We start from the raw sequence: 18159 nt of genomic DNA, 5'->3' as shown, positions 1-18159 counted from the left end.
ATGAAAGAAAAATTCCCTAATCTCAAATTCTATTTAATCTGCCTTGGCTTGGCTTTTCTTGCCCATGGGGTCTTTTTGTACCAATGGACCCGCCAGCATTATATGATCGGCATCAATGACGGCGGCTCTCAAATGCTGCCGTTTAAACATTTGCTTTACAATCAGTACACGAACGGCGAGTTCTTCTACTCATTCGATTTCGGGCTGGGTGCTGGCACCTTCAGCGAACTGTCCTATTACTTTTCCACGTCAATCGTGTTTTTAGTGTCCGTCATTATTGTGTATGGACTGGAATCGCTGAACGCCATCGGTTCGCCTGATGTCTTGTTCTGGGCGAATGCCGCGGTCTGGATCAATGTAGTACGGCTGAGCCTGGTGCTGTTCCTCACGACCCGTTTGTTCATGTATATGAAAATCAGCCGCTTCCCTGCCCTGCTCGGCGCCAGCATCTATGGAATTTCCGGCATGTATTTCCGGCATGCCACCTATTGGGAGTTTTTTGCGGATGCTTTCCTGTGGCTGCCGATTCTGATTTTCGGGATTGAAAAAGTGTTGAGAGAGCAAAGACCTGGCTGGTTTTTGTTCGCTGTATCAATTTCTTTGATCGACAATTTCTATTTTTCTTATATCAATTTTCTGTTAGCCGGAATATACATACTTGCTCGCTTTGTGATTCGCCAGGAACTAAATGAAACCGGCTGGCTGAAAGCCGTCGCGATGTTTCTAACCACTGGCATCATCGGCTTTGGCATCAGTGCAGTGTCTTTTGTGCCCGCCGTTTATGCGTTTTTGAACAACCACCGTCCGGATTTTAAACAGGACATTCCGTGGCTCGATTTGACCGACAACATCCTGTTTACGAGCCGTTTTATTGTACTGCCGGCTATTTTCGTGTTATTTCTTTTCTGCTTTTCGCTGTACCGCCACAAAACGTTCCGGTTGTTTGCCGTTTTGGGCATAGCCGGAACACTGCTTCACTTCAGCCCGGTTGTAGCCAGCATTTTTAACGGCTTTTCAGCTCCGCAATACCGCTGGGAATATTTCCTGTCATTGGTTGCCGGCGGTGCCGTTGCAGTCGGACTGCAGCAGATTGATGAGCTATCGCGCCGGCAATTCGCTGTGGCAGGCGTTTTAACTCTTGCTACTTATATTTTTGCCATAGTGATGGATCAGACATTCGAATGGGACGCTCAGTCTACTAAATTAATCTTGCTTAGCCTGCTGCTCACTTTCCTTTTGATATTTGCGGTGCTGCAGTTTAGACAGGCAGGTGTTAAAGCCTTGCTTGCAGGGTTTTTGATTATTTCCACTCTTGGTTTTGCCAACGTCTATCAAGTCGAGAAAATACTTGAGGATGGCCAGATTGAACACGTCAATAAAGAGCTGCTGACGAGCCCTGGCTATGATACGGCAGAAGTGCGCGAACTAATCGAAGACATACATGAACACGAAGACGGCGTTTCCTACCGCATCGACTGGATGGAAGGCGTCCGGAATAACACACCGATCGTTCAGGACTTCCGCGGATTAAGTGCCTATTCAAGCATCCTGAATAAAAACCTGCTGTATTTTTACTTGTATGACCTGCAAATCGATATGGGACGGGAAAGCGTGAGCCGATATGCCACTCTCGGAAACCGTGCCAATCTTCATAGCCTATTGCAGGGCAAGTATTCCATCAAAGAAATAGGAGATCCGAACGTTCCATACGGTTTCAATGAAATCATGTCTTCCAAGAATTACACGGTATACGAAAACAGCAATCCGCTGCCGTTTGCCCGTGCGGCTTCGGTTGCTTATTCCGAACAGCAGCTCGAAAGCGAGCCAGCCATCGTTCGGGAACATGCCATGTTGACAGGAATTGTCCTCGAAGGCGGGGAATCTTCACAAACTCTGCCGAATGTGAAGGATCAAACCGGAGCTTTTGACGTCCAGGAAGCTGGAGCCACTTACCGCAACAGCCTATTGGAAGTTCCCGGAGATTCAGGTGGAATCGACTTGGTCCGCAGCGATTCATCTTTTGCTGAAGGAGATTTGTATGTATCCTTCCGTTTGGAACATATCTCGCCGGACAAAGGCTTTCCATTAACAGTGAACGGCTACGAAACCAGCCGGAAATCAAATACCTCAATCTATCGGACCTATGTCGATGATATTACAATCCGGATACCGGCAGAAGACCGTATCAAAATCCGGATGCCGAAAGGTTCTTATCAACTCACAAACCTTCAAGTTTTTGAAGAACCTTATACCGTACTGCGGGAGCAAAGCCAAAAAAACACCGGCTTGCAGGCATTGGATATTGATGGAAGCAAAGTAAAGGTGGCGTATAACAACTCCGCCGATGAAAAATATTTGGCGGTGAACATCCCTTATGAGCGCGGATGGAAAGCGGTAGTGAACGGACAGGAAGCGCAAGTGCTAAAAGCAAACTATGGTTTTGTGGCAGTCCCTCTTTCAGAAGGAGCCAATGACATCACCTTTACTTATCGCCCGCCCTTTTTCTATCTGACATTGGGCATTAGTCTATTTTCTCTTCTAATCGGCGGCCTGTATGTTTTCTGGAACCGCCGGAAAACTCGAACATGATGTGGATTTTCTCTGTTTTTCCTCCTACAAAAGGATCCATTTATCTGAATTGCGTTTATTTTCCGACTAAAATGTGTAATGAAGAATAACACGAATTCAAGGGAGGAAATGACGAGATGAAGCGATGGGCGATACTGATCCTTTCAATACTGCTGCTTCTGATTCTTGCAGCCTGTGGAAATAACGAAGATCCACCCACTGAAACCGATGGAGCCACTGAAGTTGAAGATGAAAACGTGAACGAAGGCGGTGAAGATCCGCCAAACGGCGAAGAAGCTGAAGACAATTCCGATGAAGGCTCAAGCGAAGATTTGATGTTTGTAACGGTTGAAATGATGGACAGTGACGGCAATGCAACGGGCACTGCTGAATTGAGCACAGAAGGAAACGGTGTCGGTGTGGCCCTTCAACTTGAAAATCTTGAATCGGGCGGCCATTCCGTTGAATTCCGGGATGCCGGAAAATGTGAAGCTCCTGACTTTGAAACGACTGGAGAGCCATTCGGCGGCGACATACCGGATATTGAAGTTGGCGATGACGGCAAAGTAAACGAAGAATTCGTAGTGGAAGGCGTCACTATGAAAACAGGGGAAGAAAATTCCCTGTTGAAAGAAGGCGGAGCTTCCCTCTTTGTCCAAGGCAATGACAATTCAGAATCAGTGGCTTGCGGTGTTATTACCGCAAATCCTCAATAACCATAAGAGCGGGAATGGACCCGCTCTTTTTTCGTGCAGTTTTCTCTTCCTATTTCAAGTTTAGCTGTAATTCTACAGGGAATAAAAACCCTAGACACTATTTTAAGGAGGACAATTGCATGTCAAATGAAGATAAATATGAAAAAATTGATGAAGAAGTAGAACCACAGGAACAGCCGGAACAACCCGGACATGAATCCGATATGTCTCCAGAACCTATTTACGATGATCAGGATTATAAAGGCTCGGGGAAACTTGCAGGGAAGGTTGCCTTGATTACCGGCGGTGACAGCGGAATTGGGCGTGCTGTCGCAGTAGCTTATGCCAAAGAAGGCGCCAATGTTGCGATTGCTTACCTGGATGAACACGAAGACGCCGATGAAACCATTAAAGCCATTGAGTCCTACGGGGTAAAAGGCTTTAAGTACGCTACAGACGTCAGCGATGTGGAAAACTGCAATCAGTTGATCGTTGACGTAGTTTCTGAATTCGGCCAATTGAATGTTTTGGTGAACAATGCCGGAAAACAATTTCCGCAAGATGACTTTTTGGCAATTACGCCGGACCAATTAATGGAGACCTTTACGACAAACATTTTCTCGATGTTTTATTTATCGCAAGCGGCGATTCCTCATATGCAAAAAGGAGATTCCATCATCAACACATCTTCTGTTACAGCGTACCGGGGCTCTTCATCGCTGATTGACTATTCATCAACCAAAGGAGCTATTACGTCATTTACCCGCTCCCTTTCACAAAGCCTTGCTGAAAAAGGCATCCGGGTCAACTCTGTGGCTCCCGGCCCGATTTGGACACCGCTGATCCCGGCTACATTCGGCGCCGAAAAAGTCGGGGAACATGGCGGCGACACGCCAATGGAACGCCGCGGACAACCTGCGGAAGTGGCACCTGCTTATGTATATTTCGCTTCCAAAGACTCTACTTATGTCACTGGTCAAGCCATCCATGTAAACGGCGGAGACTTCATTTCTTCCTGATGGTATCCAGCCAAGGCGTTGTCGCGCCTTGGCTTTTTTGATTTCTCGCAGAAATGCGGTTTCAAGAGCTAAATTGGGGTATAAGAGAGATAAGAATCTCTTAATTGGGGAGGTGAAAGAATTGAGATATATTGAAGCATTGCTTATGAAGTTTGCCATGATATTTGCCGTCCTGTTTGTCATTTTAGGGCTTACTTACGGAGTTGAAGTTTTAGATATTTTCCTCATCAGCCTGGTGATTACACTCGTTGGATTTGTCGGGGATTTGGTGCTTTATCCGCGTACATCCAATAAAGTGGCGACCGGCGGCGACCTTGTCCTTTCTTTTCTAATCGTATGGCTATTAGGCATGGCATTGATTGAAAATCCGGATTTCTCGCTTGTAACGGCTGCTATCTTTTCTGCTATCGTCCTTGCGGTCGGTGAGTGGTTTTTCCATATTTACCTTACTAAACGCCTTTGGGAGCAGAAAGAAACTTCTAAAACAATAAAACGCGATGCCCCACGGCAATCGTAAATTTTAAGACGCTGAAGCAAGCGCTTCAGCGTCTTTTATCTATGCATTATTCAATTGCAGGCGGGAAGAAGAGAACTTTTTGGGCCCCTCCGTAATGAGCTATGGGCCGCTCGAGATGAAAATTTTTCGGCAGAAAACTGGCCATCGTATTTTCATAGATTTCCCCTTGGACATATTGAAGCTCCCAAGGAGGATGGTCGATGTCCACGCGCAGCAATCTGTTCTTCGGTTTTGTCCATAAACAATAACGTTCCGTCAGCCACGAATCAAAAAAACTCTTTTTTATGGGTGCTGAGGCAATATTATAACTTAAGCTAAGCGTTTCGGGAAATGTATGCCGGTGTGTTCTGCGGCTTCTAAAAATGCATTGCCCCTGCTTTTCATCCATTTTCACCCGGGCATGGCGATATGGCAGAAAATTGCCTGTGCTTGCGGCTTTCACTGCTAATGCACTGTCTGCATCCAAGGAAAAAAAGTAAACCTCTGACCGGCCATTGTATTTCACATAAGTTCTTACATTCAATTCCAGATACGGCGGGACTGCCGGAATTAAAGAAATCCCCCTCAAGCACGTTCTTTTGGCTTTAAATAAGACAATGCCAATCCAGGCAAATCCATCATATAAATCCAGTTCAAGTTCTGCAGGCACATGCTTCCTCATCCATTCTGCCTTTACAGGCCAGTGCAGGAAAACAACTTCATGCCATTCTTGTTTCATGACCCAAGGGCGATTTGCCATAAATCCACCTCTTTCACAAAAGAAACAAGCCTCTTCATTGAAGAGGCTCGTTTTCCTTATTTCATGTCTTCTGCCGGAAGCGTGTTGTGGGCTTCTGGAGGAGCTGGTTTCAGTACCGGCCGTTCGCTCAAAGGTTCCGGTTTTTGCACCGTAATCGGATGGCCATCCGGAGCAGGCTGGCTGACCCACGGCAATTGGTCTGCTGTGCTTGTTTCCGGATTTACGTATAGAATATGTGAGAATTCTTGTGCTTCCCATTCAGGTGGAACAGTTGATGGTACGATTGGGCCTTCTTTGGCTTCCAAATCTTTAATTGCCGCAAGCCACTGGTTTTGGTGCATGGTGTCACGTGCAATTAAGAATGAGAACAAATCTTTGACGCCTCTGTCATCGGTCATGCTGTACAAGCGCGCAACTTGAAGACGTCCTTGTGACTCCGCATTGACGTTTGCACGGAAATCCGCCAATAAGTTCCCGCTAGCTACGATATAGCCTGCATTCCACGGAACACCGTTGCTGTCTTTAGGGGACGCTCCCAAGCCATGGACAATGGCGTGCTGCGGGTTCATGCCGCCCATAATGGCTCCGACAATCGGATCCGCTGCCGCTTTTTCCTGCTCATAGACAGGTGCCCCTTCTAACAGGCGTGCCACAAGAGTTGCCAGCATTTCGATATGCCCAAGCTCCTGTGTGCCTGTATCCATCAATAAGTCTCTGTATTTTTCATTTCCTCTTGTGCTCCACCCTTGGAATAAGTATTGCATTGCTACCGACATTTCGCCAAATTGGCCGCCGATCAATTCCTGGACCTGTTTAGCGAATACCGGATCTGGAGACTCCGGTTTGACGTGGTATTGAAGCTCGCTTCTGTGGAAAAACATAGACATTACCTCCTGAATGATTTTTAGTTTTATTTGGAGTTCGTTGAGTTGGAGTTAATATGGCCATCACTGTCAGGCGACACATCTTTTGGATGCCCGCCATCATAATCGGAATCATTGCCGCCGGTGTTAAACGTTCCTCTGTTTGTTTGTTCGCCATTATTTTGTTGTGAGGAGTTATTTGCTGATTGTTCTCCGGTATTCCCGCCAGTGCCCGAACTGGTTCTGTTCTCTCCTGACTCTCTGCTTTCGTCTTCTTTCTTCTTCATAGCCGCTTCGTGCTCTCTTTGCTCCTTGTCCATTTGTTTCCCTCCTTTCATGGTTTTGACGGCATATTATCTGAATACCCGCCCATTTTCACTTAAAACCATTTTCTGTCTTCCGTTTCATCTATTCGTCCAAAAGCCATGCAGCTTCTGGATATAAAAAAACAAGAAGAGGCAAATCCCTCTTCCTGTACGGAATAAATTCAAGTTATTTTCAATTCAACGTCAATATTGCCGCGTGTTGCTTTGGAATACGGGCAGACCTGATGCGCCTTTTCAACTAGTTCCCGCGCTTTTTCTTCGTCAACGCCTTGGACCGAGACGTTCAATGTTACCCCGATTTTATAGCCGCCGTCTGATTCATCTTTTAGAAAATGGACGTCCGCTTTTACGGATGTACTTGAAACATCAGCCTTTTCCTTTCGGATGACCAATCCGAGTGCACCGTCAAAACAAGCGGCATATCCGGCAGCAAAAAGCTGTTCAGGGTTCGTGCCCTCACCTCCGGGACCTCCCAGTTCTTTCGGTGAGACCAATTGAAAATCGATGATATTATCTTCTGATACGACTCTTCCTTGGCGTCCTCCAGTTGCTAATACGGATGTTGTAAATAATGCTGACATTCTTCCAACTCCTCTTCTTGTTTAAATTTTCAAATAAATTAGCGAACAATTAAAACGTACTAGTTTTAAGGTCACTAGTCAACCGATTTGATTAATCTCCTGCTTCCTTTTTCTTACGTTTCAGGAAGCGGTGAGAGGGTAAATGAACAAATAGACAAGTGAGATACTCTGAGGAGGAAGATACGATGGCAAAAGTAATGGCAGTATTATCGAGCGGTTATGTAGATGAAGAAAACAATTACGTGACGGGATGGTGGGCAGAAGAATTGTTCGCACCTGTCCTTGCACTCGAAGCAGAAGGCCATATAGTCGGGCTCGCTTCACCTAAAGGCGGAAAACCCGTTGTAGATCCGATAAGCCTGAGTGAAGAGTATGATCCGGAAGGCAAGTATAAAAAATTATATGACTCCGGTGTTGCCGATAAAACAACGCCGATCGTCGATGTCAAAGCGAGTGACTACGACGCCATTTTCATCGTAGGCGGCCACGGTGCGATGTTCGATTTGGCGCATAACGAGGAACTGCATACTCTGATTAATATTGTGTATGGACAAGGCGGCATCGTTGCGGCAGTCTGCCACGGCCCTGCGCCTCTCGTCTATACGAAACTGCCGAACGGACGCGGCCTTTTGGAAGGTTTGGACGTAACAGGCTACCCTAACAATATGGAACCAAAAGAAGTAGTGGGCTTACTGCCTTTCAGCCTGGAAGATGAATTAAGCCGCATCGCCAACTACAAAGCCGAAGAAAATGAAAAGGAATACGTAGTTTGGGGCAGTGAACAAATTTTGACTGGACGCGATCCCGGGTCTTCTCCATTGTTCGGAAAAGAGCTGGCGAAAAAACTGACAAGCATCGAGCAAAAACAGGAAGATAAGTTTTTTGATTAAGCCCTTTGGTTTAGGGTATGTAGTTGGTAAAGAGGAATAGCATTAACAGGGAGGCGTAAATATGAGCGACAATAAAGAACCAAAAGAAAAAGAATACATGAAAGCCAGCAAGGAATCCTTAAAGCATCCGCCTGATCAGAAGGAAGGATTGCAGGAGCCGAGAACAACCGGCTATAAGCCGCTTCAGATCGGCATCGTCATTTTTGCAATTCTTGTAATCATCGTTGTCATTATTGGAATCAGCAATGGCATGTGGGGCCTATTCAACTGATTGCCAAACGGCAGTCAGTTTTCCTTTTAACTGAAAACGCGCAAAAACACTTGGACTAGCAAACTATTTGCTAGTCTTTTTCAGGGCTTTCCTGCAAAGAATTGGCCAGCCAGAAAAGAAGAGTAAAAACCAGGACAGTCAACAAGTTAAATTTTACGTCTACGAAAATTGTATATAGAGTGATAAAACCGAAAAACATAATAGCACTGCTCAGATTATGATTTTGAAGAAGCTTTTGTTTAAAATACATGTATTAGGACCCCTTTTTTCAGATTATTCATTCTATCTTACACTTTCCAGCGCTGGTTCGCTATCCTAATCCTGAATTACCTTTTACGGGCCAGAGCCTTGCCAATTGTTCATTTTTTCTGCAGCCTTCCCCATTGGCATACCTTTTGTCATTAAAAAAAGCTTTTCGCTTGAGAGCGAAAAGCTTTTTCTTTTATAGACTTTCAGTCAGTTCGATTTTAGCATCCACCAGTTTTCCGCCGCGGTACACTTTCACGTTCAAAGTATCTCCGACCTCAGCTTCCGTATACAGGTGCTGGCGAAGTTCCAAGACAGAGTTTACCGCTTTCCCGTCTAATTCGACGATCACATCATATGGTTGTATGCCGGCTTTTTCCGCACCAGAACCCGGCGCCACTTCACTCACTACAACACCTTCCGTTACATCTTCAGGCAATCCCAGCTGGCTATTGCGGTATTGCTGCGGCACCGAAGACAAGTCCATGATGCTCACTCCGATTGACGGCCGCTCCACTTCCCCTTTTGCTTCCAAATCTTGAATGATCGGAACGGCTGAGTTGATTGGAATGGCCAGCCCGATGCCTTCTACTGCATCCTGGGCAATTTTCATCGAGTTGATGCCGATCACTTGCCCTTGGCTGTTGATCAGCGCACCGCCGCTGTTACCCGGGTTAATCGCTGCATCTGTTTGAAGGACTTCAGCTTGCCAGTCTTCCGTGCCGTCTCCGTTGACATCAATCGGAACAAGCCGCTCGGTTCCTGATACGACACCTGTTGTGACCGATCCGGAAAATTGAAGCCCAAGCGGGTTGCCGATGGCAATCACCGGCTCTCCGGCTTTCAATACAGAAGAATCGCCAAATTCAGCAATTGTGGAGATGCTGCCGCTGTCGACTTTCAATACGGCCAAGTCTGTCCAAACATCCGTCCCTAAAACTTCTGCGTCCAGCTCTGTTTCATCAGCCAAGGTAACTTTCACTCTTTCTGCGCCTTCCACTACATGGTTATTGGTCACGATATAGGCAGATCCTCCATCTTTTTTATAGATGACACCAGACCCCGTACCCGCTTCCTGCGCTTCTGCTCCTGCAGCCGGCATGAATGGGTTTTGCTGGGCAGTTTTCAGGTTGGTCACCCCGACTACCGCCGCTGAAGTGGCATCCACAATTTCTGTGACATCTGTCGTGACGATGTCTGAAACATTTTGTATGCCGCTTGCGGTCTCTACGGTTCTCGGCTGATTTTCTGCTGCTGCGTCCACATCTGTAAATTGCGGAACGGCAACTCCGACCAGCAACGCTCCCGCGATCAATCCTGAAAAGCTTGAAGCAAAATAGCCTGTCCGTTTTTTCTTTGGTTCACTTGAATTGTAATATCCCATAGTTAATCGCTCTCCTTAATTTAATTTATTTTCGATTTCGTATGATGCTTGCTTTTCCGACAGCCACGCAGCATATTCGGTATTCAAGGCTTCATCGAACAGAGTTTCCTTGATCTGCTCTTTGCTGTTTTCCAGTGTTGCTTCCTGTGCTTCGGTTTTGTCCGTCACTTTGATGATGTGGAAACCGTATTCCGTTTCCACCGGTTCACTGATTTCATCGGTTTTCATCGCAAAAGCTGCTTCCTCGAATTCGGGAGCCATTTCGCCTGTGCCAAACGCCCCGAGGTCGCCCCCGCTTTCTGCGGTTGCCGTATCGGTTGAGTACTCTTTTGCCAGTTCAGCAAAATCTTCGCCGTTATCCAACTTCGCCGCCACTTCATCTGCTTTTTCTTTTGTTTCCACTAAAATGTGGCTCGCCTCTACTTGTTCCGGCTGTGCCAGGCTTTCTTTATTTTCTTCAAAATAGCTTTTGACTTCCTCATCCGTGATGTCAATGTTTGGACCAAGCAGTTTTGCGATTTTCACTTGCGTTTCGATATCCGCTGCTAAATCCCCCATTGTCATGCCGGTCGCTTTCACCGCTGTCTCTAAAGCTTCGGAACTGCCGTATGCTTCTTCGTATACAGCCATTTCGGCAGCAAGTTCTTCTTTGCTCACTTTAATATCCGCTTTCTCCAATTCCTGTTTAACGATTTCATTTGCAATCATGGCCTCAAGCGTTTCTACTCCCGTAGCCTTCACCATTTCCCCGTACAGGGCATCCCGCTCAATCGCCTTTCCATTTACCGTTGCCACCGCATCGCTCGGCACAAAACTTGCCACCAAAAATACCGCAGAGGCAATCACTGCTCCAATTGCTATATATACCGCTTTTTTCATCTTCAACCCTCTTCCTTCATCTCGTTAATCAAATCTTAACAAGCAAATATGAATAAACTATGACCAAACCGTTAATAGAGATGTAAACTTTGAACAAAAGAAAAAACCTGAAAGCCAATGCTTTCAGGTTCTGCCACTCTTTTATTCTTCTGTTGCCTCTTCCAACTTCCCTTTATGCGGCAAGCGGATGGTGAATTTTGTGCCTTTGCCTTTTTCGCTTTCTACACGGACGTCGCCGTCGTGCAAAGCGATCAATTGTTTGACAATGGACAGGCCAAGGCCGAATTGGCCGCTTCCCCGTGACAGATCCGCTTTGTAAAAGCGGCGCCAGATCAAATCGATTTCTTCCACGTCGATTCCGCTCCCCGTATCCTGTACTTCAATGACCATGAATTGCGGTTCTTGGAAAGCTTTCAATACAATCCGGCCATTCTCGGTAAACTGAATGCTGTTTTTCACGATATTGGTAAGCACTTGAATGAGCCGGTCCATATCTCCATAGATCATCTGCCCCGGTTCGGTTTTGATTTCAATGACATCGCCTTTTTCAGCCGCCTGCATCTGCAGCTGTTCCTGGATGATTTCCAAAAGTTCATCGGCTTCAATTTCTTCCTTCGCCAAGGTTACCTGATTGGAACGGATTTTCTCATAATCCAGGTTTTCGTTGACAAGGCGCATCAGCCGCTTCGTTTCATCACTCACCAAACGGATGCCTTTTTCCCGCTGGTCTTCCGCAATCATATTATTGCGCAGACCTTCGATAACGCCCGCAATTGTTGTCAATGGTGTCCGCATTTCATGGGAAACATCCGCCATGAATTGGCGGCGCCTGTTTTCGAGGCGGTCGATTTCCTCGCTCGACTGCTGCAATTTATCCGCCATTTTATTGAAATCCTTTGCCAAATCTCCAAATTCGTCAAACTGGGATTCAGGCAAATTGACGGCATAATTCCCTTCGCTGATCATGGCGGCAGCTTTTTGCATACGCTGAAGCCGGCTGACATGCAGCTTCGACAGCAGCAGGCTTAATAACAGTGCCACAGCTAAAGCAATCAGAATCGTCGTCAGCAGCGATTTATTGAGTTCCGAAATCATTTCGCTTGTGCCGCTGATGGGGGAAGCCAGCAGCACACCGCCAATCAAGCGGCCATTTTCCACATAAGGCAGCGCGACAAACGTAACGGTGTATTCAAAACGCTCGACATCCCGGTTAACGACCAGCGTATCGCCTTGTTCAATGACGTTCCACTCTTCCTGCGTCAGCACAACTGGCGGAAAGTTGCCGGTGGAAGGATAAAGAATGCGGCTTTGCTGATCAAAAACAATGAAATTGATGTTTTGCGCATCCAAAATCGACATATACGACTGCAAACCTGCCCCTGGCCGCGGGTTCTCCAATTCTTCCAAAATCTTTTGCCCGTAGCTTTCCAGCTCTTGCGCTTTTTCTTCGTAGGCAAAGTCTTCCACGTACCGGACAAACAATAAACTCAAAATCAAAAAAGCGATAAGCAGAATGCTCAAATGGCTGGCAATCAGTTGATAGAAATACTTAATCCGCATGTTCTTCAAACTTATACCCTACTCCCCAAACGGTATGGAACAGCGCATCCCCGCCGGCTATTTTCTTGCGCAGCCGCTTGATATGGACGTCAACGGTCCGTTCGTCCCCGTAGAATTGATAGCCCCACACTTGTTCAAGCAATTGTTCCCGGCTGAACACCTGCTTTGGATGCTGAAGGAAAAAGACGAGCAGATCAAATTCTTTAGGCGTCAGGCTTTGAACCGGTTCACCGTCTTTCTGAATCTCCCGGGTTTCTTTGTTTACAAGGAAATGCCTGGTTTGAATCATATCGGACACCGGTTCCGCTTTTCGGGCTCTTCGCATGACGGCTTTGATGCGGGCCATCAAGGTCAGCGGGCTGAACGGCTTGGTGACGTAATCATCTGCGCCCATCTCGAAACCGATGACTTGATCCGAATCGCTGTCTTTCGCCGTCAGCATAATAATCGGTACAGAACTGCCTTCTTCCCGTATTTTCCGGCAAAGCGCAATGCCATCCATGCCGGGCAGCATCCAATCGAGGATCAATAAATCAAAATCGTTCTGCCTGTATTTTTGATATCCCTCAAGCCCATCGGCTGCAAATTCTCCGGTTATTCCTTCTTTTGAGAAAAACAGTTCCAGCATGGAACTTACGCTCGGATTGTCTTCCACCACCAAAATTCTCATACATACCCTCCGTCTCTTCTTTCTATAAAAATAAATCACATAGTGGTTGGAAGCAAGCGTTTTAAAAGCTGGCTCACCCGCTCAGATTCCCCGATGCTTATCCCAAAAAAAAAACCGCTCTTTTAAGGAGCGGTTTTCCATCATCTTTTATGCTTTTTTCTCACGCGCCCGGTACTTTTCAAACAAATCGCCGATCATATCGTAATCGATGGCAATGTTGTTCTCGTAAGCGTACTTTACGCCGTAGCCGAGTGCCAATGTCATGGCTGAAGCCACTGTTCCGCCGATCACCGAGCCTGCGCCAGGGATGAATTTCAAGGCCTGGCGGTAAAGCGTATGGCCGATGGTCTGCGTTGCCGTGATGACGATCATGTCTTTGGCCGCTTTTTTGCTGAGCGGCTTATCGTACAGTTTAGAAAGCTTTATAATCATTCCCACCTGAAGGGAAGTCAACGGAATAACATCTGAACCCGGGATTGGGGAAGCTCCGATGACGCCTGCTGACACGCCTGCACCGATAATCCAGCGGTTGGCAGCAGAGGACTTTTCTTTCATGCTTTTAGCGAAGAGCAGGTCTTTCCCCTTCTTTTCGAGCAAAAAAAGGATTTCCTTCTTCAAGTTCTCCAGATTTTCACCGGTCTTTGAAGAAATCGGAATGACTTTGTATTTATTTTTGGTATGGTCTTTAACGAACTGAACAATTGAAGGGATGTTTTCAGCCGCGTCAATTTTGTTCAGGACAATCAGAATGTCTTTGTTGTGCTTTTCAATTGCCGTGAATTTTTCTTTCTCGCTTTCCGAGAACACGGTTCCGGCAGCATTCAAAAAGAACAGCACAACGTCTGAATTCTGGACAAACTCAAGCGTCTTCTTCGGGTTTTCATCGTTCGGGTCGTTCAAACCGGGAGTGTCCATAAATTTGATGTTTTCCAGTCCGCGAATATTATAAGGATCGACACTGATTGTCTCTCCCGGCATCGGGTTCGTGCTGGCAATATCTCCACCGATGATTTTATTGACGGTTGAAGATTTTCCTGCATTCACTTCCCCAATCAACGAGATGAGCAAATCCTGATCAAGCATGTCATTCACTTTTTTCATTTCGTTTTCAAACATGGCGTCCATTATCTGGCTGACTTCTTGTTCAAACTCTTTTACCATCTGGCGTTCCCCCTTTTTGATCTTTACTGACTATTATAACGAATTCAAACGGTTCTGTGAATTTTTTCAGTTTTGGATATACGGTTTCAGCAATGTATCTCCGTACTCCAGAAGTTTCTGCACGTCACGGGTATGCTTTTTGGTTTCGCTGTTTTTCTTTCGCTTTTCCATCGTTTTGATATCCAATAGCATATCCGGCAGTTTGGCTCCAGGTGCTTTATACAGTTGTTCCGATTGGATAAATGACCCTCCCGGCAAATAATAGCGCATGCCAAGCAAATTCTTCTCATACTGGAACAAGTTATGGCCCATCAGCGGCGTTTCATGCTCAATACCGAGAAGTGCGAGTGTGGTCGGCATAATATCCACTTGCCCTCCCAGCCGGTCCATTTTAACTCCATCAAACAAGCCGCCGCCGGTGAATAAGAGCGGAATTGTGTAGCGCTCTTTCATTGAATAGGAATGGCCGAGGAAGTCTTTGAGAAGTATATCGTCTTCGTAAGCGAGCGGAGATCCGTGAATACCGGAGTGGTCTCCGAAAATGACAATCAAGGATTCATCGAACAGTCCTTGTTTTTTTAATTTCTCAATAAAGTATCCGACTTGCTCATCCGCATAACGGATGGCCTGCAAATAATGGCCGACATGGGTGCCTTCGTATTCCATCGGCAAATCCAGATATTGCATGTCTTCCGGCAGGACGAATGGCGTATGGCTGGTCATCATGACAATATTCGAGTAGATGCGCTCGTACGCATCGAGTTGGCGCGGCAATTCACCTAAGGCAAAGTCCATCAGCACTTCGTCTGCCGGTCCAAACCCGACCTGTTTTATTTCCGGAATTTGTTCATTCGAAAATATTTCATCAAATCCCAGAACCGGATACAGCACATTGCGCTTCCAAAACTCGATATCATCCGCGTGGTACGTTGCTGAACCATAGCCATGCCCTTCCAGTGTTTGCGCAAGCGACGGAACTTGGCTGCCGTTCAACTTGTTGACGACCGGCACCATGCCTTCTGTATACAGTCCGGTATTGGCAATCCATTCGGCATCAGATGTCGTGCCTGCCCCAATTTGCTGAAAGACATTAGAAAAATACGCGCTCTCCTCAAGCAAGTCGTTGATGTTCGGTGTAATTTCCTGCCCATTCAATGATCGGCCAACCACAAAATTCTGCATCGATTCCACTTGGACCACGAACAAATGGTGCCCTTCCGCCAACCCGAACGTTTCGTGATTGTTTATCGGGACATATTCATTCCCTTTTAAGGCTTCCAATTCTTCAGGGGATAATGTAGTTGAAGAGGCATGTGCTTTCTCGTTTGCCTGTTGATACATTTGCACAAGCTGAGACTGGGCGTAGCCGTTCTCTTTTGCAAAATATGAGACATCAATAATGGGCTGTTTAATAGCATAGACTGTGGTAACTATACTGATAGCCGCTAACCCAACTGCCGCATATTTGAACTTAGGCGGCGTGCGCGGCGATTCTTTCCATTTTCTCGCAATCATCGCAAGCAACACAACGTCCAGGAAAAACAGGAAATCCGATGGGTTGATCAGCAGCAAAATCGTCGTCCCTACCGTACTGGACTGGGTAGCCTGCTGCAAATCGTAATAGGAAGGGATAGTGGTATAGTAGCGGCTATACAAAGTCACGGCAAAGAAAATTCCCGAAACGGCAAAACTGTAGAGCCAAGCGGCCAACCATACGTGTTTCTTGAAAATCAGCAGCACTGCAGCCAGCAGAAAAGCCCATACTGGAAACTCGACAAAAGCAATATGCCAGATGGATTTGGTATCAAAAATCAGAATGCGAAATGCACTTACCTTTAATAAAAGAAGAAAAAAGATCATTAAATAAGGAACTGCTTTTGTTTTGTTCATGAGGTTCACCTCCCTTTGCACTAATGAACCAAAACAGCGCTGCTTATACCTGCTACTTTCATCGGGTTCTCTTATATTATTCCCATATTCTTGTGATTTGAAATGCATCGCCTTCAATTTCTATCTGATAGACGTCCGGATTCGAAAGGTTTTTCCATTCTTCGAATCCATAAGTTTCATCAATCTGTTTCAACATCAGCCCCAACAGGTTGCCATGAGTCACTAAAATACTGCAGTCAGAAGCTAAAGACAGTACGGCCATTCCCCTTTCCGTAGCCTCCATTCCTGATTCGCCGCCAGAAAGTTTCATGCCTAAATCCTGAAAAGACTCTTTCAACCGCTCCATCCAGTCCGGCAAATCCTCTGTACTGAGTACCCGTTCTGCAAGGCGGTCCTCGATTTCAATCCCCAGGCTAAGGCTGTCCGCTGTCGGTTCAATGGATTTGATTGCCCTTGTAAACGGGCTCGAAATAATATGCTGAATCTCTTTGTCCTGAAAGAAACCGGCAAGCTGCTTAGCCTGTTTCTCTCCTTCATCCGTTAACAAAGCGCCGGGTTCTTGCCCCACTGCTTTGCAATGCCTCACCAAATAAATCGTCTTTTTCATCTGCCACACTCCTAATTTCCTCTTGCAGGACCGTTCTTAGCTCCATTATAAGTCTTTATGAAAAATCCGTCCGTTTTAGACCATTCGGCATACAAAATTTTCTCGATATCACTAAATCCTTCCTTCTCCAATTCCTGATAAAGCCATTCTTTCGATTTTCCGGCATACTTTAAAATACCTTCGTTCATCTCGCCTTCATCTACAAACAAAAATGTCAGCGAGTCGTCTTTTGGCTTGATTCCGATCATTTCTGGCGTGACACTGTCCTTTTCAGCATACTTGCGCAAACTGACCGTACCACCAGGCTCAAGATACAGATCGCGGACTTCACGCAGCGAAAATACGCCATGTTCGCGCAGCATCGTTCGGAGCTGTTCCATTTCCAGATGGTTTTTGTTCAATTCTTCTACCATGAACTCCCCGTCCTGAATCAGAATTGAAGCGTCCCCTTTAAGCATCACCCGGATTTTATCGTATTTTTTCGAGAGCTTTTCAATGCCATAAAGCATAATTCCCCAGACAGCGGCCGCAAACCAGACATGCAGCCCGGAGACTTTATCGTCATAAATGCTTTCTTCTAAAATGCCGCCAAGAACGATGGAATAAATAAAGTCGAACGGTGTCAGCTGGGACATTTCTTTTTTTCCGAGCAGCCTGGTGACCACCAGCAGCGCCACAAGTCCGAAAACCAATTTGATCCCAATGTCAACATACGTCATAACCTTCTCCTCCAGTCACTTGTCCTCTATGGTCCCATTCCCCTTTCCCTGTTTTTTAAGCCAATAAAAAACCCGAAGCACTCGGCTTCGGGTTTTGCCTTACAATTTCTTCATCAAATTAGCCATTTCAATTGCGCCGGCTGCAGATTCCCAACCTTTGTTGCCCGCTTTTGTTCCTGCGCGCTCAATCGCCTGCTCAATTGAATCGGTCGTCAACACTCCGAAAATAACCGGAATATTTGCCTGGTCGCTTGCTCTGGAAACGCCTTTGGCCACTTCGCTGCAAACGTAATCGAAATGAGGCGTCGCGCCTCTGATCACAGTTCCAAGTGTAATAACAGCATCGTAATTGCCGCTTGTCGCCATTTTCTTAGCAACCAGCGGAATTTCAAAAGCTCCGGGCACCCAAGCAATGGAAACATCCGTATCCTTGACGCCATGGCGCTTTAAGGCGTCTTCTGCACCACTCAGCAATTTGCTGGTGATAAATTCGTTAAAGCGTCCGACAACAATGCCGATGCGCAGTCCTTCGCCGTTTAAATATCCTTCAAAATGAGTTTTCATAATCCAGGTC

19 protein-coding genes are annotated in these 18159 nt (G+C 46.3%); 6 read left to right on the top strand and 13 right to left on the bottom strand.

The annotated features are described in order from the left end of the window. The 4 genes from HU147_RS02610 to HU147_RS02595 all read left to right on the top strand — a co-directional run bounded on the left by HU147_RS02610 (nucleotide 1) and on the right by HU147_RS02595 (nucleotide 4799). Nucleotides 1–2589 carry a YfhO family protein gene (locus HU147_RS02610; RefSeq protein ID WP_224074753.1) on the top strand — a complete coding sequence of 863 codons (2589 nt, stop codon included), beginning with the start codon at nucleotides 1–3 and terminating at the stop codon, nucleotides 2587–2589. Nucleotides 2590–2705: 116 nt separating this feature from the next. Next, complete coding sequence (locus HU147_RS02605; protein ID WP_224074752.1) at nucleotides 2706–3284, top strand: superoxide dismutase family protein; 579 nt, start codon at nucleotides 2706–2708, stop codon at nucleotides 3282–3284. 119 nt (nucleotides 3285–3403) lie between these two features. Further along, nucleotides 3404–4282 (top strand): SDR family oxidoreductase, encoded by an 879-nt coding sequence (locus HU147_RS02600; RefSeq protein ID WP_224074751.1) that lies wholly within the window; start codon nucleotides 3404–3406, stop codon nucleotides 4280–4282. Nucleotides 4283–4403: 121 nt separating this feature from the next. Continuing rightward, nucleotides 4404–4799: a YndM family protein gene (locus HU147_RS02595; protein ID WP_224074750.1), complete on the top strand. Its 396-nt coding sequence runs from the start codon at nucleotides 4404–4406 to the stop codon at nucleotides 4797–4799. A gap of 46 nt (nucleotides 4800–4845) precedes the next feature. Here HU147_RS02595 and HU147_RS02590 read toward each other — a convergent pair whose 3' ends face one another. The 4 genes from HU147_RS02590 to HU147_RS02575 form a co-directional block, all read right to left on the bottom strand. Next, complete coding sequence (locus HU147_RS02590; protein WP_224074749.1) at nucleotides 4846–5538, bottom strand: YqjF family protein; 693 nt, start codon at nucleotides 5536–5538, stop codon at nucleotides 4846–4848. 56 nt (nucleotides 5539–5594) lie between these two features. Beyond that, nucleotides 5595–6419: a manganese catalase family protein gene (locus tag HU147_RS02585; protein ID WP_224074748.1), complete on the bottom strand. Its 825-nt coding sequence runs from the start codon at nucleotides 6417–6419 to the stop codon at nucleotides 5595–5597. A 29-nt stretch (nucleotides 6420–6448) separates the two neighbouring features. Next, nucleotides 6449–6721: a hypothetical protein gene (locus HU147_RS02580; RefSeq protein WP_224074747.1), complete on the bottom strand. Its 273-nt coding sequence runs from the start codon at nucleotides 6719–6721 to the stop codon at nucleotides 6449–6451. Between the two features lie 167 nt (nucleotides 6722–6888). Then, nucleotides 6889–7308: an organic hydroperoxide resistance protein gene (locus tag HU147_RS02575; protein ID WP_224074746.1), complete on the bottom strand. Its 420-nt coding sequence runs from the start codon at nucleotides 7306–7308 to the stop codon at nucleotides 6889–6891. 185 nt (nucleotides 7309–7493) lie between these two features. Here HU147_RS02575 and HU147_RS02570 point away from each other — a divergent pair, with 185 nt between their 5' ends. Both HU147_RS02570 and HU147_RS02565 read left to right on the top strand, forming a co-directional pair. After that, nucleotides 7494–8198 carry a type 1 glutamine amidotransferase domain-containing protein gene (locus tag HU147_RS02570; RefSeq protein ID WP_224074745.1) on the top strand — a complete coding sequence of 235 codons (705 nt, stop codon included), beginning with the start codon at nucleotides 7494–7496 and terminating at the stop codon, nucleotides 8196–8198. Nucleotides 8199–8259: 61 nt separating this feature from the next. After that, entirely contained in the window at nucleotides 8260–8469 is a 210-nt protein-coding gene (locus HU147_RS02565) for a hypothetical protein (protein WP_224074744.1), read from the top strand. A 442-nt stretch (nucleotides 8470–8911) separates the two neighbouring features. On the opposite strand, the gene HU147_RS02560 is transcribed toward HU147_RS02565, so the two are convergent. From HU147_RS02560 to ribH, 9 genes are all read right to left on the bottom strand, one after another. After that, complete coding sequence (locus HU147_RS02560) at nucleotides 8912–10099, bottom strand: S1C family serine protease (RefSeq protein ID WP_224074743.1); 1188 nt, start codon at nucleotides 10097–10099, stop codon at nucleotides 8912–8914. A 15-nt stretch (nucleotides 10100–10114) separates the two neighbouring features. Beyond that, on the bottom strand, nucleotides 10115–10978 hold the full coding sequence (locus HU147_RS02555) for a peptidylprolyl isomerase (RefSeq protein WP_224074742.1): 864 nt from the start codon (nucleotides 10976–10978) through the stop codon (nucleotides 10115–10117). Between the two features lie 141 nt (nucleotides 10979–11119). Continuing rightward, a complete protein-coding gene (locus tag HU147_RS02550) occupies nucleotides 11120–12538 on the bottom strand; it encodes a sensor histidine kinase (protein ID WP_224074741.1) in 1419 nt (472 codons plus the stop codon). Then, nucleotides 12528–13208 (bottom strand): response regulator transcription factor, encoded by a 681-nt coding sequence (locus tag HU147_RS02545; RefSeq protein ID WP_224074740.1) that lies wholly within the window; start codon nucleotides 13206–13208, stop codon nucleotides 12528–12530. Before HU147_RS02545 ends, HU147_RS02550 begins: the two co-directional genes overlap by 11 nt. 147 nt (nucleotides 13209–13355) lie before the next feature. Next, nucleotides 13356–14369 (bottom strand): GTPase, encoded by a 1014-nt coding sequence (locus HU147_RS02540; protein ID WP_224074739.1) that lies wholly within the window; start codon nucleotides 14367–14369, stop codon nucleotides 13356–13358. 66 nt (nucleotides 14370–14435) lie between these two features. Then, complete coding sequence (locus HU147_RS02535; protein ID WP_224074738.1) at nucleotides 14436–16259, bottom strand: LTA synthase family protein; 1824 nt, start codon at nucleotides 16257–16259, stop codon at nucleotides 14436–14438. 76 nt (nucleotides 16260–16335) lie between these two features. Then, nucleotides 16336–16866 (bottom strand): histidine phosphatase family protein, encoded by a 531-nt coding sequence (locus HU147_RS02530; RefSeq protein WP_224074737.1) that lies wholly within the window; start codon nucleotides 16864–16866, stop codon nucleotides 16336–16338. Nucleotides 16867–16877: 11 nt separating this feature from the next. After that, on the bottom strand, nucleotides 16878–17585 hold the full coding sequence (locus tag HU147_RS02525) for a DUF421 domain-containing protein (protein WP_224074736.1): 708 nt from the start codon (nucleotides 17583–17585) through the stop codon (nucleotides 16878–16880). A gap of 99 nt (nucleotides 17586–17684) precedes the next feature. Beyond that, the gene (gene ribH / locus HU147_RS02520) at nucleotides 17685–18149 is read right to left on the bottom strand and encodes a 6,7-dimethyl-8-ribityllumazine synthase (protein WP_224074735.1); all 465 of its coding nucleotides are present in this window, start codon (nucleotides 18147–18149) and stop codon (nucleotides 17685–17687) included. Nucleotides 18150–18159 lie beyond the last annotated feature (10 nt).

It is taken from the genome of Planococcus chinensis (assembly GCF_020071995.1).
Lineage (GTDB): Bacteria > Bacillota > Bacilli > Bacillales_A > Planococcaceae > Planococcus > Planococcus chinensis_A.
Note: the sequence above shows the minus strand (reverse complement) of the source record. Positions and strands in the feature narration are given on the sequence as shown.